Genomic DNA, 22,736 nt, shown 5'->3' with positions numbered 1-22,736 from the left:
TTTTTTTGTTAATTAAATAGCATGTTTAACACAATAATTTATGGCCGAAGAACAAGAATGGGCAAATTTGCTTGCAGAAGTTTTTGATAAACTTACTGAAAAACATGCCTCAATCACTTATGATTTTGATGATCTTGAGATGAAAGGCAAGGTTGAGAAAAATGGCAAAGTAGTTCCAACAGGTACGGTTTCCCTAAAAGGTAGACTGACAATTACTGCAAAATGAGGTGGAGTGAATGAAAAATAATCTCCCTTCGAATTTTTTATCATCACTAACAAATGGAAGTCTTAGTGTAAAATGGGACAATAAACCTGCAGTTAGTTTTTCATGCAACAATAGTTCCAAAATTATTGATATTGTAGATATTCCAATAAAAATTTCAAGAAAGCCAGGAATAATAAAACAATTATCAGAAGCAAAGGATCTTGCAAAAAAACTCAAACATGAAGGCATTACTTTGGAAATAAAATTAAAAGGAGATACAGTACTTAAACTTGGAAAAGAAGCTAACCCAAAATTAGCTAAAATAGTGACACTCAGTAATGATATTGAAATAAAAGATTTAAAAAAATTGAAAAAAATCACCAATGTTTTTTAAAAAAATATGTGTGATTCAAAAATCAATGGTTTTATGAAAAGTACAATTTTGCTAGTTGTGTTGGCAATCCTTTTAACAAATCAAGCTTATGCCCATAAATTGATTAGTCATGATGATTCTCACAGAGATTTTGAATCTGCACTTGACATTCCAGATCATAAGATTTCATGGGCAATTTATGAAAATTTAGGTGTAAATGAGGCAAAATTTTACACATTTGATGCAAAAAAAGGTGATTCATTTTATGCAAGTATTGTTGTTCCAAAAATTGAAGGGCTGGAGAATTATGCACCAACTCTTGTATTAATGAGTGAAAATGATTCTATTACAAAGAAAGTAATTTACGAAAAAGATTTTCCTGGAACCGAATTCTATGAACCATTTGGTCAAGTCACTTATTGGGAAAGACAAGAATTAAAAACAGAGATACCAGCTAATGGAAAATATTTCATCATCGTAACAGATGAAAAAAATCAGAGTGGAAAATATAGTTTAGCAGTTGGGACAATTGAAGATTTTTCTGTAGAGGACATGTTTATTTTGTTGCCTAAATCTTGGATTGAAACAAAATTTTTTGTAAATGATTATATTTCAATTAGTATTTTGATTGGAATTATTTTTTCATCATTAGTTCTTATTGGATTGTTAATTTACAAAAGAAAAAGAAAAGCTTAAGCTAATTTTTAAAAAATTGGGCACAAAAAAATTAGTACAGTCTAATTAGTTACATCTAATTTTCGTGTTGTTTAATACATGCAAAAATAAATTATTATTATGAATGCATGGAACAAATTTTGGAATTGGTATGAAAATAAAATTCTTGGAAGTGTAATTGTAATTGCAATTATTCAATTTATTCAAATTCCACATATGGTATGGAATGCAGATATGATGTTGGAGGCAGGCATGATATCAAGAGTGCATCCAGTAATTGATTGGTTTTTGTACGGAGTAGACCTAATTGAAATAATTTCAATTGTCAATGTTGGAATGATAATGTTTAGTCTAATTAAGAAAAGACAAAACAAAAAACAGATGGCTGTAAAAAAAGTATAAAGAAATTTTATTCTTTTCCTTGCCAAACAACTCTTTGTGGGAATGGGATTTCAATTCCAGCAGTATCTAATGCATTTTTAGCAGCTTTCAGTAATTTTGGGCCCACTTGGTCCCAATCATCTCTGGGATGCCAAACTAAAATCTCTATGTTTACGCTTGAATCTGCCAACTCTTTAATTCTAAATTCAGGTTCAGGAAAGGTCAAAACATATGGAAGCGCCTTACGAATATGTTTTTGCAAAACAGAGATTGCCCCATCAATATCTTCTTTGTATGCAATTCCAACAATAGCCTCAGATCTACGAACAGGGGTAGAACTGAGGGATCTAATATTAGATGTAAAAAAGGATTCATTTGGAACACGTATAATTGTTCCATCAAATCTTTTAACGCGAACAGAAAACGTACTAATATCTAATAAGGTTCCATTTACATCTGTACCAGGAATTTCAATTTTATCTCCTTGTTTTACAGGTTTTTCAATCATCAAAAATATTCCAGAGATTAAATTGGCTACAACTGATTGAGTTGCAAAACCAATTACAATTCCAAATATTCCACCTGCAACAAGTAATCCAGATAAATCAACTCCCGTTGAAGAAGTAAAAACTAAAAATGAAAGAATGATTATTCCAAAATAGATTAATTTTCCTAAATTTTTTGCAGAGTCCTGAGGTAGTTTTGGTGCATAGTATTTTGTAAAAAGTAATTTTATAGTTCTTGCAATAATAAGGCCAACAGCCATTATTATTCCACCCATTAACAAATTAAGTAACGTCAACCCACCTGTGATTTCAATTGCATCAAAACTTTGTAGAAATTCAAACACCATTAATCAACACCCATGTCCATCCGTTTTGCAGTTTCAATTTTTTCGTATGTAGGTGATTTTTTCCAATTTGTTTCAATTGATTTTGGTTGTATATCAATAATTTCAATGGTTAATTTTTTCTTCAATTCAGCAGTTATTGAATCAATTATTGCCCTAGAGCCTTTATAGTAAATGGAATTATCAGAAATTGGAAAAACAATTTTTCCAATACTAACTCCTTTTTGTAAATGGTTATTCAAGGAAATCTGTAAAACTCCATTAACATAAGGGACAGAATCCTCATAAGATTCAACAATTTCAGATTTGTAATATTTGCACAAAGTCCCAGATTCAGGAGACCCATATAGACAAAATCGAGCATTAAATGAATCACAAGTAAAGCAATCCAAAGAATTTTCATGAGTTTCATGGATATAATATACGCCTATTTCAATAGGGCATCTAACAAAAACTGCTGCAGAAGACCCCTCATGTAGAAAAATTGGAGTTTCAAGTTCTAAATATACATAATTTGTGCGACGCGCAGGAAAATTCAAGGGGCGTATAGGTGTAATTTCAATTTTGAGTTTTTCAGATTTAGTGGGAATTAATTTTTCCACAAAATTATCTTCAGAGTCATTTCTAGCATAGGAAAAGACATTATTCCCAACTTTTCTAATCTTGATTTCAGTACCAGGGAATGTAAGATTCAAAGAATCAGTGATTTCATAAGAGCCATATTTTGCAAAGTCAGAAGATTCTTCACTCAAGGTGGTTTTGTTCCAATAATCTAGAATTTATGCTCTTGGGTTTTTGTGATTAAATAAAAAAGAAAGGAAAATCCTATTCCAATTCTAATAGGACATTTGTACTTCCAAAGTTCTCACTTATTCTAAAGTGATATGTCAATGATGGATCATATAGAAACTGAGTTCCACCATATCCTATGTTAGGACCAAATAACATATTGAATTCTCTAGTGTCTCCAGGATTAATGTTGATTTGACCGCTGGTAAAGTCCATACCAGAATACTTGAATGCAGTTGAGCCATCCCAAACATCATAGTTACATATCTGGGGACTAGTACAATTCAACGCAACAATATCAGAACTAGTATTTTCAGCTAGCATACGTATAGTTAGAATTGCCTGTCCTGTAGGAGTAATTTCAAATTCACTTCCTTCAGTACCCATTCCTTGCCAATAGTAAATTATCGGACCTACTTCAAACTTTTGTGCAGTCTTTTTGTATTCGTAAAGCTGAATTGCTTTCTTGATAGGTTTTTCACAGTCTAATCTTTTGTATGCCTTTGTAATCTCAGAACATTTTTCAAGTTCCTTTTCAAACATTGACAACTCTGTGTCGGATGTTTTTTCTACAGACGAGATATCTTCCTGAGTTTGGCTTGAATCCACAGAAATTAATCCTATGGAAATAAGGTGTTGGATTCCATTTACAAATTCACCATCAGTGATTATTCCCTCTGCCCACCAACCTGCGGTGTTTTTTACCCAGTCGGGAACTCCTTCTGAGCTTTGAGTGGAGACGGTTGTTGGCGCAACTGTGATGATTCCAGCATTAATCAAAAACTCTATGCCTGAAACAAATTCAGATTCTGATAGGGTGCCATCGGCCCACCAACCTGCATTGGTTTTGACCCAAGATGGAACGTCGGCATATGCTGATGATGTTAATGCTACTAGTATTATTGCAGTCATTGCAGTTAATGCTATTTTCATTAACATCTATTTTCAGTTATGATATATAAGCTGGTGCTAAATGTTCTTCTAGTGCCAAAAATACAAGGCAAAATCTAGTGGTAATTTGAATTCAAGCAATTCTGGTTTATATCCAAAAAAAAATGATCCATACAAGTGAACAAAAATCAAGAGAAAACTGACATGTCAATACTGTCTGAAGAGGATATCAAAGAATATGTCTTAAAAAGATTCGATGATGTGAAAAAAGGAAAGATCAGTAATCTGGTAACATTTCAAGCCATGAACAAATACATGCTTATGGTTCATGATCAAAATGAATTAAAAATTTTAGGGAACATTGTTGCAAGTTACAAAAAAGTTTCATTATCAGAGATTATGTCAGAATATGAAAAGCACCTTAGAAAAGCGTTAGAAAAACCACCAACAACCAAATCGCATGCAAATGCTATAATGCATATTTTTGGGTATTTTTCAAAAAAATTCAATGTCTCTGAAAAGGAATTATTTTTCAAATTATTAAATCAATTTAGAGAAGGTAAGATCACGGTTGGAAAAATATTATCTGAGATTAATCCAATCACCTATAGATTCAACACTACATATCTTGCAAATCAAACATATTTTCTCTTGTATGCAGATAATCAACTAGGAAATTTCTTTCAAATGTTATCACAGAAATAGAGCTAGAAAAAATCTGAGAGTGTTTTTTGTCGCATTAATTTTGAAATATTGCCATGAGACAACCATTCAGATTTACTAATACTCATCTTATTTGAGGCCAATGTTAGAGCATCATCAAAATTGTTTACAACTAAGGGCTTTCTCTTCATTGCTTCCCGGATACCTTCACGTACCTGCCAAACACCAACAGGAATAGCATATTCAGGTCTAATTTCTCTTAGAATCACCACGCCGGACTGAATTTCATGTATGTGGAGATATTCAAGTACGCCTAATTTTGCTGCAAAATAAGCACCTGCTATAGCAGGAGGATGATTGATTCCACGTGCATCCTCATGATCAGAACCAAATCCCATAACACCATTAGAATACCAGGCTTCAATCATTTCATAAATCCACCTATGAGGGAATAAAACAACAGCAAAATGATTTCCAAGATGATCATATGAAAAAACTTTGCAAGAATCAATCAACCCGTAATCCAATACATCTTCAACCAGAGAGGATGCAATAATATCATCAGTTGCAGTGATGCTCCATTTGGTAGGGACAAGTTTACGTCTTTGGCCTAACATTCCAATACTAAAGCACTTTTGAATTTTTGAAATATCAATTCCAGAATTGTATAAATTTAAAACAGCATCTTGGGCCTTAAGATCCTTATCATAGAATGTTTTTTCAATGGTTTTCACAGATGATGTTCCAGAAAATTTTGCAGATTTTATCTCACCAGTAGGACCAAAAGGTGCACTTTCACCATCCAAAGAAATGTTTGAAGAAACAGATTTTTGGAAAATTAAATCTGAATCAGTTGGTTTTGAAGACATTGTTACTTCTTGAAGACTCTCTATGTAACGACCTTCAGTTTTATCAATAGGTATTTTTTGGGTCCCACGAATTAAATTTAATCGAAAATTTACAATTTCTTCCAGAGATTTGCCTTTCCATTTTTCAGGTGAATCAAGTAAACTTGTATCTCCATGAATTGGAGGAACCATTGGACCTACAAAGACTTTGGGATAATTGTACGAACCTACAAACACAGACGGAGGGCTTGTACCACTAATTGAATCAGAAGAAAATAGATTTCCGTATCTTGATAATGTTTCATGCCACTTTGTTAAAATGGAACGTCGTATATCCTGAGAATTAGAAGACATCAAAAATTATGCATAGGTTGTGTCTAATAACTTGATGAATCATAGAAATTGACAATGTGTAAATGCAAATTATTCAGGATTTTCTTGTTCTCTTTCTCTCCCACATTTGGGACAAATGGTTTGGTTTTCCCATAGCTCTTTCCCGCAATTTCTACACGATTGTGGTTTCATACACATAATAGTGCATAATTGAATTTAAGAACTTATACACATAGGATTTGCAGATGGAAAAAAGAATTGTGTCGTTTTTGCCAAGTGCTACAGAATTAATTTATGAGTTAGGGGCTCAGGAAGATCTCTACGGAGTAACACATGAGTGCAAATTTCCAACTGAAGCGTCTCTTAAGCCAAAAGTAATCAATTCAGTAATAGATTCTGAAAAATTAACAAGTAGCCAGATCAATACTATAACTTGCCAGTTACTCAATGATAAAAAAGACATTTTTGAATTAAATGAAAAAAATCTAATTGATGCAAACCCAGATATAATAATTACACAAGAAACATGCTCTGTTTGTGCAGCTTACACCAATCAAGTGAACAAAGCCATCAAAATTCTTGAGAAAAAACCATCAGTGTATTCAATGGATCCTCACAATTTAGAAGAAATATTTGAGTCAGTAAGAGAGATAGGAATTGTTTTAGGAAGAGAAGTGAAAGCACAAGAGATTTTAGAGTCTTTGAAAAAAAGAATTCAAAAAATCAAAAATAGAGTAAAAGACAAATCATCAAAAGTTTTGGCATTAGAATGGCTTGATCCATTTTTTACAGCAGGTCACTGGATTCCAGAAATGATCAAAATTGCAGGAGGTAGAAATTTGATAAGTAGAGCAGGAGAGCACTCTAGACGGATGAGTTTTGAAGAGGTTAAAGAAAGTAATCCAGACATAATAATTCTCATGCCTTGTGGGTTTGATGTCAAGCGAACAGTTTTAGAATACAAATCGATTCTGGCAAAAAATCAGGCATGGCTAAATATTGATGCCGTAAAAAACAACAAAGTTTTTGCAGTTGACGCAAATTCTTTTTTTAGCAAACCTAGCATACGTACAATTGAAGGAATTGAAATTCTTGCAAAAATTATACACCCAAATGAATTTCAAAAGACGATAGTTTCAGAAAATTCTTTTTCTAAAATAGAATAAAATCAAATAGGCTTTCCTTTTGCTTGATAGATCATTACTTTGTGAAATAGATTATGAGATGCAATCACAGTGATGGATGCAACTGCAATACCAATAAAATTTCTAATAGTAATTAATTCATTTGGCGTAGATGCAATAAGTGAGATCCCAAAGACAACATAATAGTTATCAAAAAGCCAAAAGGCAAGGGTAACCCAAGATAGCACACCAGCCATCATATATCCCAACCTGGTTTTGTTTCTAATAGTTACAATTGAAAGAACAATCACAGTAAACCATACAACAGATGCAAGTATCCATAGTGGATCATACACATCTGCACGGTCATCTAACCAATAGTAGGTGGTGCCAATTATTCCAAGTGCAATTAGTGAGGTTTGGATAATTTTTTGATTAATTTTAAAATTAGTTTTTTCAGTTTTGGATTCAATTTTAGGGGGGGAGGATTTCATCTCTTTTGTTGCGATATCAATTGACTCACGAACAGATTTCAAACGAAGTGGAATAATTTTTGTTATTGAATCATCCGTAACCACAGTGTCATGAACCAGACTATCAATCAAGGGTCTAGCCAATGATGCTTTTACTGGAGTTATTAGATCAACCCAATAAGAAGACAATCTAGTAGTCAAAAATGGGATTTGAATAACAAACAAATTTTTGTTAAGGTATGCAGCATATACACGCATTAACTCCTCATAGGTCATTTTGTCAGGACCGCCAATTTCAAATATTTTTCCTACTGTTTCAGATTTTGTAATACATTCAGCCAAATAATGTACTACATCATCAACAGCTATTGGTTGTGCTAGAGATTTTACCCAAGAGGGGCAAACCATGATTCTTAATCGTTCAACCAAGTATCGAAGCATTGCATATGAGCCACCCTTTGCACCAATAATTATAGATGCCCTCAGTTCAGTAACTGGAATATCACCAGATGCAAGAATTTGTCCAACTTGTTTTCTACTTTTCATATGTGGAGATAAATCTGAGCCCTCATGAACCAATCCTCCAAGATAGATTATTCTTTTGACTCCAACCTGTGTTGCAGCTTTAAGAAAATTTTCAGCTTGAATCTTTTCCCTAGATGCAAATTCCTGCCACTCATCTTTACTACCCTCCATAGAATGGAGTAGATAATACGCAATTTCAACACCATCTAGTGCATGTAGCAGTTGTTTAGGATCAAAAACATCAGCTTGAACATACTTTACATTTTTTGTATCAGAAATTTTTTTTCTACTCAACCCCTTTACAGTGTATCCAGAAGAAGATAGTTCGGAAATCAATCTGGAGCCTATGAATCCAGTTGCGCCTGTAACTAAGATTGAAAATGGTGATTCCTGTAGTGCCGCTTTAGAAGTCATCTTTGTGTTTTTATTAGATGTCACAATTTTCTCATAGATCTAAATTATTTAAACTAGTGTTAACTACACTACTAGTGGTAACATCATGTATGTGCATGCAAAAACCTAAGGGTGGGAAATTGTAAATTACCACTAGCAATTATAATTACCATTAGTTATATATCCAAACATTAGACACAAAGTATGGTTTACATCAGAGCCAAGAAAGTAAAATCAGATCAATATTTGTATCTGGTAAAAAGCGTATGGGATTCTAAAAAAAGTACTTCAAAACAAGAAATTGTAAAGTATCTTGGAAAGGCATCAGATGTAGTGAAAGACGACATTCCAGTAGATTATAGAAATGATCCAAAGGTATTATCAGTATTAGCATCATACAATCCAAAAGATGTCAAAAAAAGAGAAGACGCCACAAAAAAATCAAAACAACAATTATACAAAAAATTAACAGAGGGAAATATTCATGACTCTGTAAAAACATATGATGAGTACACTAAAATTTTTAATGCACCAGATTTTTTTGATAAAATTTTAAAACCTACAATGTACAGAATTGGAGATGAGTGGGCAACTGGAAAAATCAGTATAGCCACAGAACACGTAGCAAGCAATGTTGCACAGACATTAGTAAAAATTATCATGGATAAAATTACGGGTTCAGCCAATAAGAAAAAAATTCTCATTTGCATACCACAAGGGGAAGAGCATCACCTTGGTTGTGATGTTCTAGAGACCTATCTATCAATTAAGGGATTTAAAATTTACAATATGGGAGTATCAATGCCAACTGAATCAATTCTTAACTTTATTGACAATAATAAACCAGACATAGTTATGATATCAATTACACTTGAAGATAATCTTTCAGCAGGTCAAAGACTTGTTAAAAAAATTAAGGATCACATAAACATACCAGTTTTGATTGGAGGGTACGCACTTAGAGGCGAAAAAATTCCTAAATTTGCAGGAGAAGTAATTCCAGATTGTGGCCTTGAACAAGTCCCAAAAATTCTAAGAAAAATATAGTTTAAGTCTTAAGAAATGATTCAATTTTTGGATAACATAGAATTGAGCTGTGTGCTGCAGAATCAGTCCCAATTCCATAACTAATTGTTGAGTCACCCACAAAAAATAGCCCTTCTATGTCAGGTATTTGATGGGGCATTTTGGATTTCCAGACCATTCCAGGTTCTTTTACAACAGATTCGACTAATTTCCAAGCCATTGGTCGCTCCCATAATAATGAAGAGGTAAAATTAGGATAAATTGAAGAGATTTCTTTTTTCATAGTACTTACAATATCTCTAATTTTTTCAGAGTTATCTGCCACAGAAGGATTTACAGGAGTTCCTGCAATAATCAAATGTTCCCCGTGGGGAGATACAGTTGGAGTAATATTTGAAATAAAAAATATCCCTTTAGTTGTATAGTGGTTACCTACAGGAAATACAACTTGCTTATTATCAATTTTTGAATTTAATGCAAAATGAACTTCAACGACAGCAGTTTTTTTATCTAGGCGATTAATTTTTTCAATAAACTTCCTATCAATTACACCATCATCAAATAATTGATTTAAAGCCATATAGGCAGGATACGAAATGACAACACAATCAGCAGGATAAAATTTTTCATTACCTGTAATTACACCAATGGCTTTGGAATTTTCAATGACAACTTTTTTGACAGATTGATTTGTTTCAATTATTCCGTTTTGCTCCAAAATATAATCACCTAAAACTTGAGAAATAGAATCATACCCACCTTCATCGGGGTAAGCAAATTCACTAGTTCCGCCTTTGAATGGATTCGCTCGAATTATTGTTCTTGCGAATTCACCTAACGAAATGTGATCAGCAGTATCAGCAAATGCTAACATACAGACTGCCTCAAAAAATGCTTTGGTATCAGAATCAAGTTTTTCAGTAATATCGGTTAAAGACTTTTCATCCCATTCTTCAGTTTTTTCAATTGAAGTAAATGCCATAGGTAATAATAACTTCAATAAACGAATTCTACTTTTTAGCGGAATTAAAGATAGTTGGAGTAAATCTAGCATACCCTTAGGATATTTGTGAAAGCCAGAATCAGAATGAAAAGCAATGTTATTGACAGTGGCAAGTTTTAGTCTAGAGTCAATTCCAATTTTTTTCAAAACGCTAAAAATTGCAGATTTTTTGTAAAAAGGCATGATGTGAAAACCATTATCCAGGATGTGATTTTTGTATACTAAAGAAGCAGTTCTACCACCTAATTTTGATGATTTCTCAAGAATATGTACTGAATAACCTTCTTTGGCAAGCAAAGCACCGGTTGTCAAACCTCCAACACCAGCACCGATAACAATAACACTGCTCTTCATGATCAAATTATTGGCTTTTGGTATTTATCTAGGGATAAAATTACAAAATAGTGCTAACTTTGAATTGTACCAGATAAATGAAATTTTTCAGCAGATATGATAAAGTCATCCATGGTCTGACTCATTTTTTTTGCAACAAAACTTTTGAGAAACGAAAATAATTTTAAAATCCCATTAAAGTTCAAATGAACATCAATAGTAACAATTGTGCCATTACCAGATTTAACATAGGATTCTATAAATCTAGTTCCTTTTGTTGGGCCTGAGAAGATATGAACTTCATGGATGTTTGGATGTTTAATAACATGTCTAGTTTTAATTTTCATAGGAATTCCTAGAAATGAAATTTTCTCATAAACAATTTTCTCATTATTGTTTTGTTTAATTATATCTAAAGATTTAAAATAATCAGGCATTATTAGATGAAAGTTTTTCACATCAGTACTAATTGCAAAAATTTGTTCTTGAGACAATACAGAATGGCGCTTTAATGTAAAATTATTCAATTTACCACAACCAGTTTTAGATAATCAGAAAGATTAGTTTTTGTAACTTTAAAATCAGAATAGTAAGAAATTATTTGCTTTGCAAGTAATGCCATCGAAGTTTTAACACCATCAGTTTTTTCAGGATCAGTAGCAGGGTATAGTCTTATTGTAGTTTTTTCTTTTCTTGTAGAAATTTCAATTAAAAATTCCTGATGAATATCAGAAATAACAATTGTGGGAAGCAAGGCAGTTAATCCATTCTTATCAACAAAAATAGTTGAAATTTTAATTAATGTAGGTTCTTTTTGAAATATTGGATCAAATTTATTTGAGAAATCATTTAGATCAATTCTTTTATCAAATACAATATGTGGCATACATAGCCTTGCAAAATTATAATATATAATAAGAATGAAAAAATATTCATAGTGCCAAAAGAAAATTTTTAGTAGGTAAAAGTACCCATAAATTAGCACTAGAATTGAAATTTTTGACTACTAAAATAGTCTAACGTCTTAGGTTTATTATGAAACAAGAACATCTAGAGCATACATATGCAGAGGTCATGGAAACTAGGCAAGAGTTATTTAGAAAAATTTTAAGAAAAAATTCTATTACTGATTCACAAATTTTTGCAACAATAGTGTATATATCATAGGATCAAAAATGTTTTCATTTAAATCATACAAACCAAATGTTTTAACAGCTTTTGGAGTTATCTTTTTAATTTCTGCAGCCATAATTCCAATTCAAAATTTGATAATTTGGGGTCCAGACTTTGTGCATCATTTTTTTACATCACCAGAAATCACATCTGAAAAAATTTCATTAGGAGTAGTGATATTAGGAATTACTTTAATTTTATTAGGATACAAACGTCAAATGTATGTAGAGTAGGTTGGCACTAGAGAAATTATTTTTGCCCTCTTAAATAAAGTAAGAACCAAATTGATTCATGAGTAAACAGATAATTCATGAGCAAAGTAATAATTTGAAAATTAAGAATAACGAAATCAGAATTTGTATTAATTGTGGCAATTCAAATATTGATTTCCATGAATTCGGAATCTCATGTGAAGAATGTGGAGTACTTTTAAGGAGAGAATAAAATGTTGACTAAACTTGTACATCAAAAGACTTGCAAAAAAAATAAAGTCATTACAGACTTACACACAGGAGAAATTGCATGTATCAATTGCGGAGCTGTATTATCTGAAAGATCAGTAGACAGTGGTCCTGAAAGTGTCGGCATGACAAGTGAAGATTATCAAAATAATACCAGAGTGGGTAGAAAAATTTCTCTAAAAATGATAGATATGGGATTATCAACCATTATTGAATCTAAGGACAGGGATTCAACTGGAAGGGGTTTATCAAGTGAAAATCGTAGAATGTTTTACCGACTAAGAATGTGGGATAGAAATAGCAGATCAGCAAATTCTGTTAAATCATTCCAAAAGGCATTCACAATGCTAGATGGAGTAAGTGCAAAACTTGGACTTCCAGAATCAGTTATAGAGCAAACCGCCTATTTATTTAGAAAAATTGCTGCAAAAAAAATCCTCGCAGGTAGATCAACTGCAGGAATTCTCTGTGCTGCAGTATACATTACATGTAGAATGACAAACACGCCGAGAACATTACAAGATATTGCTAATGCAGGTAATGTGAGCAAAAAAAGCATTCAGAGAACATACAGATATCTTGCTAGGGAATTAGATTTAACTCCTGAAATTTATCACCCAACAGAATTTGTTACAAGAATTGCAAAAGCGGTAGGTATTTCTGAAAAATCAGAAAGACTTGCATTTAGAATTTTAGATGTTTCAGCAAAAAATAGGGTTTCGGCAAGTAAAAACCCAATGGCCATGGCAGCAGCAGCCACATACCTTGCATCAATTAAAAATGGCGAGAAGGTTTCTCAATTAAAAATTTCCAAAGTATCTGGAATTAGTGCAGTTACAATTAGAGACAGAACAAAGGAAATTTTGAAAAAAGTTGGAGGTGAAATTAATGGGTAGAACATGTAGAGGTATTTGTGAGATGCACAAGGCAGGACCAGCACCAAATAAAATTAGATACGAGATAGGACAAAAAAGATGTACATTTTGTGGGATATTTTTGGCAATTGATGATCCTAGATGCATTTGTTGTAAAGCAGTACTTAGAACAAAGCCACGAAGTAAAAAAAAGGTCTAGTTTATTTTTTTGCAGCACTAACTAGAGACACAACATCTCTGTCTCTTAGTTGATAGTCAACAGGCAATCTAAGATTATATCTCAAGTCCTTGCCATAAAGAAGACCTTTTGTCAAATCAGTATGTATTTCCTTTGCAAGATCATTAATTGTTGCCCCATCTTTAAGAAGAATCAAGTCAGGTAGAATTCTTCCTTTTTTGTCAGCAAGTTTTGTTTCATCTGCAACAGGATATATTGAATTCATTTTGAGTAATTTGAATACTGCCACATTAATAGCAAATTGAACACCAGTACGCATGTATTCACCCATAATCCCTTTTTTGATAAAATTCAAAGCGTTGATTTGCTTTTCATTTAATTCATCAGGTTTTAGAATCTCAAATTGTTCTGAACCTGGAGAATATTTTATCAATCCCTTTTGTTCAGCGCGTCTAAGACTAAATTCACTGTCACCACTTACAGGAATTACAATAGAGTCATTATAGCGCTCTCGTAATCTAACAAAATTTGCGTCTGCGCCTTCAACGTCAATTTTATTTGCAACAATCAATGTAGGCTTGGAGATTTTTCTTAGATAGGAAGCAAATATTTTTGTATCAGTCATATCAAAATCATCAAAGTTCTTTTCTTCAAGACCGGTTGCTACAAGTGAATCTTTTACATGTGATTTGTTTACACCTATTCCACGATAAAGATCAGTTACAACATCTACAAATTCAGAACCAGAATTAACCAACTTTGATATTTTTTCTCTGTTTCCTTCTAGAATTTTATGATACCACATGATTAATTCTTCTTCAATATCTGCAAAATCTGAAATTGGATCTCCAGTACCAACCTCACTAATCTTACCTGTTGAATCAATTCCTCCAGAAGCATCAACAACATGAAGTAATGCATCAGATTGTGCAGCAATTGATAGAAATTGATTTCCTAGACCCTTTCCTTTCCAAGCATCCTTTATCAATCCTGGAAGATCGATTAGTTCTATTGGGATGTATCGCCATCCGTCAACACATTTTGAATTATTTGGGTTATCTTGTATGTTAAATTCAGGGTGAACACAAAGAGTAATTGCATTTGATACTCCAGAAACAGGAGATTTAGTAGTAAATGGATATGACGAGATTTCTTCTGAAGATAAAGTGGCAGAATTAAAAAAAGTGGTTTTTCCAGTATTGGTTTTACCAATTAATCCAAGCCTGATAGGCATGCAATATTTTTCATCTCAGAATATTTATCTCTGCCTAGGAATCAATCAGATTTTTATTTTTAATTTGTTCAAGAGATTGAGTCAATTCTTTTAATGCCCACTCAATATCACCCAAATCTTCTTCTGAAAGGGAATCTTTCCATTTTTCAAGAAGACTCGTTGCAATTTCGGAGCAATTATACAATAAATTCCAATATGGGTGATGTTCTGCAGTGGTATATGATAATTCACTCACATCACTAAGACCATTTTTTGCTCTTGCTAAAGATGTAATTTTCTCTCCAAATATTTTGATGATATCATTTTCCAAATCCCTTTCAATCTTTATTGGAATATTTTTTGCCTCATATTTTTTTGCCAAATCAAGTATATCCTGATAAAAATTCTCAAAGTTTTCCATACTAACTCAATCTCTGATGTTCTGCCAACATACATCTGTTAAAAACAACATCAATTCCTTCGTTTCTAGCTAATTCTTCAGCTTCAGGATTATGAATTCCCTCTTGAAGCCAAATAACTTTAGGTCTTTTCTTAATTGCCTCTTGAACAAATGACAAAACGTCCTCTGATGGGCGAAAAATATCTACAATATCAATTTCTTCATCAATTTGAGAAATAGAATCATAGCATTGCTTTCCTAGTATTTCATCAGCAGTAGGATTCACAGGCTTTACATCAAAGCCATTTTCAGACAGATATCGGGGTACATAATGTGCTGCCTTTGATGAATTTTTTGACATTCCAATTACGGCAACTTTTTTTAGAGATAAGATATCTCGAATTTCTTCATCCGTATGATCGTCTCGTTCCATATAGATCAAAAGAAGGTGAGGAATATAATTTTTGAAATACTAAACAAAGAATTTTTTAATAGTATAGAAAATGGAAAGATATGGAAGGAGAGGCAAAAGACATTATTGTTTTAGGTGCAATCAGGAGAGGTAATAAGAAATTTGACAAAATACAGAAAGCAACTCAAATAAAACCTGACGAACTTAATTCCATTTTAGAAAAACTAGAAGAAAGAAACCTCATAACAGTTGAAGAAAAAAAAGGATGGTTAGGAAAAAAAATTGAATTAGAGATTACGAATAAAGGTTCAAACGAGCTAGATCACAGATTACATGAAGTTAAAGAGAAATGGAATCAAATGCAAGCATTATACCAAAGTGGAGATAAACAAAAACTTCAAGGTTTCATGGATGACAATAGATCATTTTTCCCAATGATGATGTTTTTTGGAATTATGGACATAATGATGTTTAGTATGATGTTCAGTATGATTGGTGCCAGTATGGGAGATTATGTTCCAGCTGAAAGTATGCCAGAAGGTTCTGATGGAACCATGGACGATGGTGGAGGACATGATGGCGGCATGGACGATGGTGGTTTTGACATAGATATTGGATTCTAGTGTAAATTTTATACTTGAAACAAAAAGAAATTACAATTGATTTACAATTCATTTGACAATCCAGGATTAATCAAAGTTCTTACATTTTTACAGACACACAATACAGAATATCTTTCAGGTCAAGATTTGAGTGATGTTCTACGAATTAGCAGAGTTGCAATTTGGAAACATATTAAAAAAATTCAAGAATTAGGATATACTGTAGAATCAAAGCAAAAACTAGGCTACAGATTAACAGAAAATTCAGATGCATTACTTCCATGGGAAATTACTTCAGGATTAAAGACAAAAATGATTGGACAACAAGCATTTTATTTTGATTCAACAGATTCTACACAAAATCAAGCTCTAAAAATGGCACAAGACCCTGAAAGAAATGGAGCCATAATAGTTGCAGAAAAACAAACTATTGGAAGAGGAAGATCAGGAAGAAAATGGGTCTCGCCAAAAGGAGGTATATGGTTTTCAATTATTTTGCATCCAAAATTTGACATATCAACAGCAACATTATTTCCTATTGCCTCAGCATTAGCATTAGCTATAGCATTGGAAAAGACATTGAAGGTTTCTCCAGAACTAAAATGGCCAAATGATTTAACGGTTAGAGGAAAAAAACTGGCAGGGATGTTAGTTGATGCATCACTAGAGTCAAACAAAATTGAGAGTTTAGTATTAGGTGTTGGAATAAATTTTAATGTAGATGTAAAAAAAATTGAAAAAAATCTCAGCAGCACTCCTAATTTTTATGGTGTTGCCTCACTTAGTGAATATAAAACAAAAATTAAACCAGTGGAATTAGTTCAATCGTTTTTGGTAGAATTGGAAAAAATATACAAATTACTAAATTCAGGACAAACAAAAAAAATTATTTCAGAATGGACAAAAAGATCATCAACTATTGGAAAAAATGTCAAAATAAATACAGTTGAGGGGGAAATAAAAGGAAAGGCAATTAGAATTGATGCTGATGGTGCGCTAATTTTATCAAATAATAGTAACACAAATAGGGTAATTGCAGGGGACATAGTCCACTTAGGAAAATAAATTATTTTTTTGTGTTTTTTGGTTTTCTAGTCTTTGAAGAGCGCTTTGGTTTGGAAAGCATAGAAGACTGTTCTTTTACAATCTCTTTAAGTTCATTTTGTATCTCAAACAAAGTAGAGAGCAACTCCTCCAAGGCATTAGAGTATTTCTCATAGGTAGCAATCAATTCATTTTGTTTAGTATTTGCTTTTTGAAGGTATTCATTGGATCTAATAAGATTTGCAGTGTCAACTAATTCAGGAATATCAGATGAAGGATCACCTAATCGTGCCAAATCTGCTTGTGCTTGTTGTATTTGTTTACGAAGTTCATAGATGATTTCCCCTGCACCAATCTTTTTCAATATCAAAACACAAACTCCCAATAAATTAAAGATTTTCTAAAATACATATGAAACAATATGAAAAGTATGCACAAAAGTTAGTAGAAAATAAAAATAAACCATGTAGCACTCATTTTACATGATAAATGGTGTAAGGAGAATTTCTTGTATTTTATTTATCATGTTACTTGGAATGCAAAGTGTTGCAAATTTTTCATTTGCACAATCAGATGAAGAACCAGAAATTATGTTCAATCAAGCTATGAAGTATTTTTCTAATGGAGAATACAAACAAGCAATAACAATTTATGATAAAATACTTGAGAGTGCACCAAACAATATATCTACATTGAAGATGAAGGGAATTGCTCAAAGCAATCTTGGAGATCACACAAAATCTTTAGAACAATTTTTTAAAATTTTACAAGACAAACCTGATGATGTCATATCATTAACTGGAATGGGTGTAGGGTTTGGGAATTTAGGTGAATATCAAGAAGCATTAGCATATTTTGAAAAAGCTCTACAAGAAAAACCAGATAGCACCGTCATAAAAAATTACAAAGAATTTGTAGACAAAGTTGTTTCAAAATATCCATACACACCTACAGAAAAACCTGAAAGATTCGAAAGTCAGGAAATAATATCGATACCGGACTGGATAAAGCCAATAGCAAAATGGTGGTCAAATGACAGTATTGATGATTCAGAATTTGTTGCCGCATTACTATACATGATAAATAAAAAAATTATTCAGATACCATCAATTGAAACCCAAAATATTTCTGAAGAAAAGATACCTCAGTGGATAAAAAATAATGCAGGTTGGTGGGCAGACAATCAAATTGATGATGAATCATTTGTTCAAGGTATTCAATACATGATAAAAAATGGTTTAATTGTAATTGATATTGAAGAGACACCACAAAAAACACAAGAGGAATCAGACTATGAATTTTATCTATTTAAAAAATATCTAAAAGATATTAAAAATAACATTTCAAAAGAGACACGGTATATTGAATATTCAAATCCTAGTCAAGATGTAATTAAAAAATTTCTTAGAGACTATATAAAATGGAATTTTGAAGAAGAAGTAAAAAAAGCTGCAAAAAACTTTCCAGATCCAACCTATGAAATTGTCAATGGAACGTACATCATATACTACAAAGTTTTCATTAATGAACAGCCTACAGGTCTTCCACTAGATCATGTAAGTACACTAAGTAATTCATTTGCATTTTGGGAAGAGCAAGAACTTATCACAAACGATCAAAAGGCAAAAATGAAATTTGAGATAACTGATTTAAAACATGAAGCAAATGTTTGGGTAACATGGGTAGTTAGAAATATCGGCGAAGGTGTCTTAGGACATGCACATCTTGGAAAAGGAGTGCTGGAAGTTACACTAGGGGATTACAATTGTGATGGAAGTTTTCAATTGTATGATGTTAAAAGTGTAGAGACGATAATGACTCATGAGCTGGGTCATTCTATAGGTTTGAAACATGTCCAAGATAAAACCAGCATAATGTATCCCTCATTCACACCATCATATGCATATTGTTTGTTAAGCTAAATTTTTGAAAAATTGTTGAAAAAACAGAATTAGCTTAACCTACACACAAATAACCGGTAGAAATCAGGTAAAATGGATAATAAGGTAATAAAAGAAATCCAAAGTATTATGCTTAGAAACCCAATGGTTACAGGTTCAAAATGTCCTGCCTGTGGCGATAAAAAAATGATTACAGATGAGAACACAGGTGAATTATTTTGCGGAAAATGCGGATTTGTTGTTTCAGACAAAATTGCAGATACTGGGGCAGAGTGGCGTTCTTTTTCAAATGATGAAGGAAACAAAGCAAGAACAGGTGCAGGAACATCACTTACAATGCACGACATGGGTCTGTCAACTGTAATTGGAGCAGCAAACAAAGATTCAACAGGAAAACCACTGTCTGCAAGTGTAAAGAGTTCAATTGAAAGATTACGAACTTGGGATAGCAGAAGTCAAGCACATTCTTCAGCAGATCGAAACCTAAGACAAGCACTAAATGAAATGGATAAACTAAAAGACAAATTAGCATTAACTGATGCAGTAATTGAAAAAGCTGCTTATATCTACAGAAAAGCAATGGAGAAAAAACTTGTCAGAGGGCGTTCAATTCAAGGGTTGGTGGCAGCATGTCTTTATGCATCATGTAGAAATACAGAGACCCCAAGAACACTAGACGATGTTGCAAAAGGAATCAACATTAGAAGAAAAGATGTTGCAAGATGTTATAGATTAATTTTCAGAGAGTTGGAATTAAAAATGCCAGTAGTTGATCCAGTGAAAGGAGTTTCTAGAATTGCTAGCATTGCAGAACTCAGTGAAAAAAGTAAACGAAAAGCAATTGCCATATTAAATGAAGCAAAGAAGATGGGAGTAGTTGCAGGAAAAGACCCAATGGGAATAGCTGCTGCCGCATTGTATCTTGCATGTATTAGTACTGGAGAAGTAAAATCACAAAAGGACATATCCATAGCATCAGGAGTAACAGAAGTTACCATTAGAAACAGATGTGCAGGATTAAGAAAAATAATTAATGATTAAGAAGTTATTTCTGAGATCTTTCAAATTCTAATTTATCCCAAGGAAATACAACATATTCATCATCATCAGTTTGTTTAGCATATACTAATTGTTCAGGGTATTTTTTTCCGCGTCGGGCATACAGGGTTACATAAACAAATTTTGAAGGAATATCAACTCGCTTAATGATTTTATTAAAAGTATTACCAGTATCAAAAATATCATCAACAAACAAAGAATTTGCAGATATGCTATTTTTATCAACATATATTTTTTTAATTCCCAACTGATCTGCTATTAGACGTGCAGGAATTAATCCACCCCTGCTAAGAGTGGTAATACTAGAAAAAGTTCGAGATGATTTTGTTATTTTTTGAGAGATGTTTTTTACAAGCAATTCAATTTCATGCCAATCTACTTCCTGAGACAATATTGTAAATTATGATGAGCAGAATTAAGTTGTTGTGATCAAAATGTTTTCATAGGAGATTTTTTAAGATTTTCAATAATTTTAAGGATGTTAAATGGTATTTTCCCAAAATCAATTTCTTTCTCACAAGACACTAACAGTACATCATCATTGGATAATGGAAAACTCATAACAATTACTTTATCACGATAAGACATAGAAAAATGAACTTGACCAAACTCTTTGTCAAATTCATGTCTCATTCTAACACGTAATGCCAATTCCATAAACATCATTTCATCTTGTTTTTGTGCCTCAAGCGAAAGCAAGCCTTCTTTCATTCCACCAGCAATCAAATGACCTCTACTATTGATGAGCCTAGCTGAGCGCATTTTAGGATCTAATTTTGTAATTTTTTGACAAATTTTCTCTAGTTCTTCTATGTTCTCCACTTGTCTAATTATGTAAGCGAACTATTTATTGCGATCTGTTTTAAAAGATGTCTATGCAATCAGAGTCCACTAAAGACATTACAGATTATTACAAACATCTTTCACTTTTCTGGACAGATATTGTGCATTTAATGTCAAGCAAACCACAAGCATTAGCATCAATTGGTCCAATGCGTGCTTTTGCCGCAAATTCTAAGAAAATATCAACTGAATTAATTGAAATTAATGAGGATTTGATGGAGTTTAACAAGCACCTAACAGAGTACTACAAACAACTAGCAGATACATGGAGTGATGCACAAAAAAAAGTCAATCTCAAAGCACCTGAAATTCCTCATGATGTTGAGCAAATGGAAGCAGTCAAAAGAATTTGGATTGATATTTTTGATAACGATTTTACAGAATTGTTTGATTCGGGAAAATTTGGAGAGAATTATGGTAAACTAGTTTCAAAAGAATTAGAATTAACAAAACATTGGAACAACATCACAAATGTAATACTACAATCTGTGAATCTTCCAAGTAAAGAAGAGATTGATGAAGTCTACAAAGAAATACATTCACTCAAAAAAAGAGTAGCAAAACTAGAATTAGAATTAAAGAAAAAAGAGATGAAGAAAAATGCAAAGTGAATCAAATGTAGATCCAAAAATAATTGAAGAGATTCTAAAATTTAGTAAAAATGTTATTGATGCACCAAAATTAGTAGCAGCTCCGGATGAAATTAGTTTGGAAGTAACTCCACATGATATTGTACAACAAATGGATAAAACTAGATTATTACATTACAAGCCAATTACTGAGAAACAACACAAAACTCCTTTGCTGATTTCATATGCATTAATTAACAGATATCATATTTTGGATATACATCCAGAAAAAAGTTGGGTGCGGAATTTACTTCAACAAGGATTTGATGTGTATATGCTTGATTGGGGAACACCGACTAGCATGGATAAATATTTAGATTTTGATGATTATGTTAATGGATATCTAGATACATATGTAGAATACATTAAAAACGAAACATCCACTGAAAAAATTTCATTGCAAGGATATTGTACTGGTGCAACAATTGCTACAACATATGCATCATTACATCCAGAAAGTGTAAAAAACTACATTGCCACTGCACCTGTAATTGATGGATGGCGTGATACCACAGTAATTAGTAATCTTGCAAAGCATATGGATGTGGATAAAATGGTAGAAATTATTGGAAACATGCCTCCAGAATTCATGTACTATTGTTTTTCAGTTCTCAAACCATTTGAACAAGGTATTGAAAAATATGTCAATTTTTTCAAAAATATTGAAAACAAGAAATTTGTAGATAGTTTCCTAAGAGTAGAAAAATGGTTGGGAGACACACCACCAATTCCAGGAGAATTATTCAGGCAGTGGATTAAAGATATCTACCAAGAAAATTTGCTTATTCAAAATAAAATGTATGTAGAAGGACAATTAGTGGATTTGAAAAAAATAGACATGCCAATTTTCACACAGGTAGCAGTAGGAGACCATTTAGTCTCACCTGAATGCAGCATGCCACTTCATTACGCGGTCGGAAGTGAAGACAAGACATTGCGAATGTACCCCACAGGCCATGTTGGGATGATTGCTAGTTCATTATCTCAGAAAAAGGTATTGCCTGAGCTGGGTCAATGGTTGGCTGAAAGATCATAAAAAAGGAAAAAAATTAAAAAAATAG

The 22,736-nt window shown here is 32.5% G+C and carries 31 protein-coding genes; 16 read left to right on the top strand and 15 right to left on the bottom strand.

Annotated elements, in window-relative coordinates:
- Nucleotides 1-40 precede the first annotated feature (40 nt).
- The 4 genes from NPIRD3C_RS05780 to NPIRD3C_RS05765 all read left to right on the top strand — a co-directional run bounded on the left by NPIRD3C_RS05780 (nt 41) and on the right by NPIRD3C_RS05765 (nt 1,655).
- Nucleotides 41-226: a hypothetical protein gene (locus NPIRD3C_RS05780; RefSeq protein ID WP_148703248.1), complete on the top strand. Its 186-nt coding sequence runs from the start codon at nt 41-43 to the stop codon at nt 224-226.
- A gap of 10 nt (nt 227-236) precedes the next feature.
- Nucleotides 237-599 carry a hypothetical protein gene (locus NPIRD3C_RS05775; RefSeq protein WP_148703247.1) on the top strand — a complete coding sequence of 121 codons (363 nt, stop codon included), beginning with the start codon at nt 237-239 and terminating at the stop codon, nt 597-599.
- Between the two features lie 57 nt (nt 600-656).
- Nucleotides 657-1,274: a hypothetical protein gene (locus tag NPIRD3C_RS05770; RefSeq protein WP_237087614.1), complete on the top strand. Its 618-nt coding sequence runs from the start codon at nt 657-659 to the stop codon at nt 1,272-1,274.
- 99 nt (nt 1,275-1,373) lie between these two features.
- Complete coding sequence (locus tag NPIRD3C_RS05765; protein WP_148703245.1) at nt 1,374-1,655, top strand: hypothetical protein; 282 nt, start codon at nt 1,374-1,376, stop codon at nt 1,653-1,655.
- Nucleotides 1,656-1,662: 7 nt separating this feature from the next.
- Here the strand turns inward: NPIRD3C_RS05765 and NPIRD3C_RS05760 are convergent, their stop codons facing one another.
- From NPIRD3C_RS05760 to NPIRD3C_RS05750, 3 genes are all read right to left on the bottom strand, one after another.
- Nucleotides 1,663-2,487 carry a mechanosensitive ion channel family protein gene (locus NPIRD3C_RS05760; protein WP_148703244.1) on the bottom strand — a complete coding sequence of 275 codons (825 nt, stop codon included), beginning with the start codon at nt 2,485-2,487 and terminating at the stop codon, nt 1,663-1,665.
- Nucleotides 2,487-3,236, bottom strand: a complete 750-nt coding sequence (locus NPIRD3C_RS05755; RefSeq protein WP_148703243.1) for a DUF432 domain-containing protein — start codon at nt 3,234-3,236, stop codon at nt 2,487-2,489. Before NPIRD3C_RS05755 ends, NPIRD3C_RS05760 begins: the two co-directional genes overlap by 1 nt.
- Before the next feature lie 73 nt (nt 3,237-3,309).
- Nucleotides 3,310-4,206 (bottom strand): peptidase, encoded by an 897-nt coding sequence (locus NPIRD3C_RS05750; protein ID WP_148703242.1) that lies wholly within the window; start codon nt 4,204-4,206, stop codon nt 3,310-3,312.
- 135 nt (nt 4,207-4,341) lie between these two features.
- Between NPIRD3C_RS05750 and NPIRD3C_RS05745 the strand changes: the two genes are divergently transcribed.
- Entirely contained in the window at nt 4,342-4,869 is a 528-nt protein-coding gene (locus tag NPIRD3C_RS05745) for a DUF1722 domain-containing protein (protein ID WP_425338871.1), read from the top strand.
- Nucleotides 4,870-4,871: 2 nt separating this feature from the next.
- On the opposite strand, the gene NPIRD3C_RS05740 is transcribed toward NPIRD3C_RS05745, so the two are convergent.
- Both NPIRD3C_RS05740 and NPIRD3C_RS11110 read right to left on the bottom strand, forming a co-directional pair.
- Nucleotides 4,872-6,029 carry an Nre family DNA repair protein gene (locus NPIRD3C_RS05740; RefSeq protein WP_148703241.1) on the bottom strand — a complete coding sequence of 386 codons (1,158 nt, stop codon included), beginning with the start codon at nt 6,027-6,029 and terminating at the stop codon, nt 4,872-4,874.
- Nucleotides 6,030-6,098: 69 nt separating this feature from the next.
- Nucleotides 6,099-6,200 (bottom strand): zinc-ribbon domain-containing protein, encoded by a 102-nt coding sequence (locus NPIRD3C_RS11110; protein WP_160272878.1) that lies wholly within the window; start codon nt 6,198-6,200, stop codon nt 6,099-6,101.
- Between the two features lie 53 nt (nt 6,201-6,253).
- Between NPIRD3C_RS11110 and NPIRD3C_RS05730 the strand changes: the two genes are divergently transcribed.
- Nucleotides 6,254-7,174 (top strand): cobalamin-binding protein, encoded by a 921-nt coding sequence (locus tag NPIRD3C_RS05730; protein ID WP_148703239.1) that lies wholly within the window; start codon nt 6,254-6,256, stop codon nt 7,172-7,174.
- Nucleotides 7,175-7,176: 2 nt separating this feature from the next.
- On the opposite strand, the gene NPIRD3C_RS05725 is transcribed toward NPIRD3C_RS05730, so the two are convergent.
- Nucleotides 7,177-8,544: an NAD(P)H-binding protein gene (locus NPIRD3C_RS05725; protein WP_148704149.1), complete on the bottom strand. Its 1,368-nt coding sequence runs from the start codon at nt 8,542-8,544 to the stop codon at nt 7,177-7,179.
- 183 nt (nt 8,545-8,727) lie between these two features.
- Here NPIRD3C_RS05725 and NPIRD3C_RS05720 point away from each other — a divergent pair, with 183 nt between their 5' ends.
- The gene (locus NPIRD3C_RS05720; RefSeq protein ID WP_148703238.1) at nt 8,728-9,570 is read left to right on the top strand and encodes a cobalamin B12-binding domain-containing protein; all 843 of its coding nucleotides are present in this window, start codon (nt 8,728-8,730) and stop codon (nt 9,568-9,570) included.
- A 1-nt stretch (nt 9,571) separates the two neighbouring features.
- On the opposite strand, the gene NPIRD3C_RS05715 is transcribed toward NPIRD3C_RS05720, so the two are convergent.
- Genes NPIRD3C_RS05715 through NPIRD3C_RS05705 form a run of 3 tightly spaced genes read right to left on the bottom strand, consistent with a single transcriptional unit; the run spans nt 9,572 to nt 11,771 of the window.
- On the bottom strand, nt 9,572-10,906 hold the full coding sequence (locus tag NPIRD3C_RS05715; protein ID WP_148703237.1) for a phytoene desaturase family protein: 1,335 nt from the start codon (nt 10,904-10,906) through the stop codon (nt 9,572-9,574).
- A gap of 53 nt (nt 10,907-10,959) precedes the next feature.
- The gene (locus tag NPIRD3C_RS05710) at nt 10,960-11,379 is read right to left on the bottom strand and encodes an SRPBCC family protein (protein ID WP_237087613.1); all 420 of its coding nucleotides are present in this window, start codon (nt 11,377-11,379) and stop codon (nt 10,960-10,962) included.
- A 29-nt stretch (nt 11,380-11,408) separates the two neighbouring features.
- Nucleotides 11,409-11,771: a hypothetical protein gene (locus NPIRD3C_RS05705; protein ID WP_148703235.1), complete on the bottom strand. Its 363-nt coding sequence runs from the start codon at nt 11,769-11,771 to the stop codon at nt 11,409-11,411.
- A gap of 289 nt (nt 11,772-12,060) precedes the next feature.
- Here NPIRD3C_RS05705 and NPIRD3C_RS05700 point away from each other — a divergent pair, with 289 nt between their 5' ends.
- The 3 genes from NPIRD3C_RS05700 to NPIRD3C_RS05690 all read left to right on the top strand — a co-directional run bounded on the left by NPIRD3C_RS05700 (nt 12,061) and on the right by NPIRD3C_RS05690 (nt 13,593).
- Complete coding sequence (locus NPIRD3C_RS05700; RefSeq protein ID WP_148703234.1) at nt 12,061-12,291, top strand: hypothetical protein; 231 nt, start codon at nt 12,061-12,063, stop codon at nt 12,289-12,291.
- A 212-nt stretch (nt 12,292-12,503) separates the two neighbouring features.
- Nucleotides 12,504-13,415 carry a transcription initiation factor IIB gene (locus tag NPIRD3C_RS05695; RefSeq protein ID WP_148703233.1) on the top strand — a complete coding sequence of 304 codons (912 nt, stop codon included), beginning with the start codon at nt 12,504-12,506 and terminating at the stop codon, nt 13,413-13,415.
- Nucleotides 13,408-13,593: a hypothetical protein gene (locus NPIRD3C_RS05690; protein WP_148703232.1), complete on the top strand. Its 186-nt coding sequence runs from the start codon at nt 13,408-13,410 to the stop codon at nt 13,591-13,593. Before NPIRD3C_RS05695 ends, NPIRD3C_RS05690 begins: the two co-directional genes overlap by 8 nt.
- 1 nt (nt 13,594) lies before the next feature.
- On the opposite strand, the gene NPIRD3C_RS05685 is transcribed toward NPIRD3C_RS05690, so the two are convergent.
- Genes NPIRD3C_RS05685 through NPIRD3C_RS05675 form a run of 3 tightly spaced genes read right to left on the bottom strand, consistent with a single transcriptional unit; the run spans nt 13,595 to nt 15,618 of the window.
- On the bottom strand, nt 13,595-14,806 hold the full coding sequence (locus NPIRD3C_RS05685; RefSeq protein ID WP_148703231.1) for a redox-regulated ATPase YchF: 1,212 nt from the start codon (nt 14,804-14,806) through the stop codon (nt 13,595-13,597).
- Nucleotides 14,807-14,840: 34 nt separating this feature from the next.
- Nucleotides 14,841-15,206, bottom strand: coding sequence for a hypothetical protein (locus NPIRD3C_RS05680; RefSeq protein ID WP_148703230.1), 366 nt, complete (start codon nt 15,204-15,206; stop codon nt 14,841-14,843).
- Nucleotide 15,207: 1 nt separating this feature from the next.
- The gene (locus tag NPIRD3C_RS05675; protein ID WP_182126911.1) at nt 15,208-15,618 is read right to left on the bottom strand and encodes a CoA-binding protein; all 411 of its coding nucleotides are present in this window, start codon (nt 15,616-15,618) and stop codon (nt 15,208-15,210) included.
- An 80-nt stretch (nt 15,619-15,698) separates the two neighbouring features.
- On the opposite strand from NPIRD3C_RS05675, the gene NPIRD3C_RS05670 reads away from it, so the two are divergent.
- Both NPIRD3C_RS05670 and NPIRD3C_RS05665 read left to right on the top strand, forming a co-directional pair.
- Nucleotides 15,699-16,220, top strand: a complete 522-nt coding sequence (locus NPIRD3C_RS05670; protein ID WP_148703228.1) for a hypothetical protein — start codon at nt 15,699-15,701, stop codon at nt 16,218-16,220.
- Between the two features lie 36 nt (nt 16,221-16,256).
- On the top strand, nt 16,257-17,264 hold the full coding sequence (locus NPIRD3C_RS05665) for a biotin--[acetyl-CoA-carboxylase] ligase (protein WP_148703227.1): 1,008 nt from the start codon (nt 16,257-16,259) through the stop codon (nt 17,262-17,264).
- A gap of 1 nt (nt 17,265) precedes the next feature.
- Here the strand turns inward: NPIRD3C_RS05665 and NPIRD3C_RS05660 are convergent, their stop codons facing one another.
- The gene (locus NPIRD3C_RS05660) at nt 17,266-17,607 is read right to left on the bottom strand and encodes a hypothetical protein (RefSeq protein ID WP_148703226.1); all 342 of its coding nucleotides are present in this window, start codon (nt 17,605-17,607) and stop codon (nt 17,266-17,268) included.
- Between the two features lie 118 nt (nt 17,608-17,725).
- On the opposite strand from NPIRD3C_RS05660, the gene NPIRD3C_RS05655 reads away from it, so the two are divergent.
- Both NPIRD3C_RS05655 and NPIRD3C_RS05650 read left to right on the top strand, forming a co-directional pair.
- A complete protein-coding gene (locus tag NPIRD3C_RS05655) occupies nt 17,726-19,165 on the top strand; it encodes a M57 family metalloprotease (protein WP_192827836.1) in 1,440 nt (479 codons plus the stop codon).
- Between the two features lie 108 nt (nt 19,166-19,273).
- A complete protein-coding gene (locus NPIRD3C_RS05650; protein WP_148704147.1) occupies nt 19,274-20,185 on the top strand; it encodes a transcription initiation factor IIB in 912 nt (303 codons plus the stop codon).
- A 4-nt stretch (nt 20,186-20,189) separates the two neighbouring features.
- Here NPIRD3C_RS05650 and NPIRD3C_RS05645 read toward each other — a convergent pair whose 3' ends face one another.
- Nucleotides 20,190-20,597 (bottom strand): phosphoribosyltransferase, encoded by a 408-nt coding sequence (locus NPIRD3C_RS05645; RefSeq protein ID WP_148703225.1) that lies wholly within the window; start codon nt 20,595-20,597, stop codon nt 20,190-20,192.
- Between the two features lie 35 nt (nt 20,598-20,632).
- The gene (locus NPIRD3C_RS05640; RefSeq protein ID WP_148703224.1) at nt 20,633-21,025 is read right to left on the bottom strand and encodes a DUF6659 family protein; all 393 of its coding nucleotides are present in this window, start codon (nt 21,023-21,025) and stop codon (nt 20,633-20,635) included.
- Nucleotides 21,026-21,078: 53 nt separating this feature from the next.
- Between NPIRD3C_RS05640 and NPIRD3C_RS05635 the strand changes: the two genes are divergently transcribed.
- Both NPIRD3C_RS05635 and phaC read left to right on the top strand, forming a co-directional pair.
- A complete protein-coding gene (locus NPIRD3C_RS05635) occupies nt 21,079-21,657 on the top strand; it encodes a poly(R)-hydroxyalkanoic acid synthase subunit PhaE (RefSeq protein ID WP_148703223.1) in 579 nt (192 codons plus the stop codon).
- Nucleotides 21,647-22,711, top strand: a complete 1,065-nt coding sequence (phaC, locus tag NPIRD3C_RS05630; protein WP_148703222.1) for a class III poly(R)-hydroxyalkanoic acid synthase subunit PhaC — start codon at nt 21,647-21,649, stop codon at nt 22,709-22,711. Before NPIRD3C_RS05635 ends, phaC begins: the two co-directional genes overlap by 11 nt.
- The last annotated feature ends 25 nt before the right edge of the window (nt 22,712-22,736 follow it).

It is taken from the genome of Nitrosopumilus piranensis (assembly GCF_000875775.1).
GTDB lineage: Archaea > Thermoproteota > Nitrososphaeria > Nitrososphaerales > Nitrosopumilaceae > Nitrosopumilus > Nitrosopumilus piranensis.
Note: the sequence above shows the minus strand (reverse complement) of the source record. Positions and strands in the feature narration are given on the sequence as shown.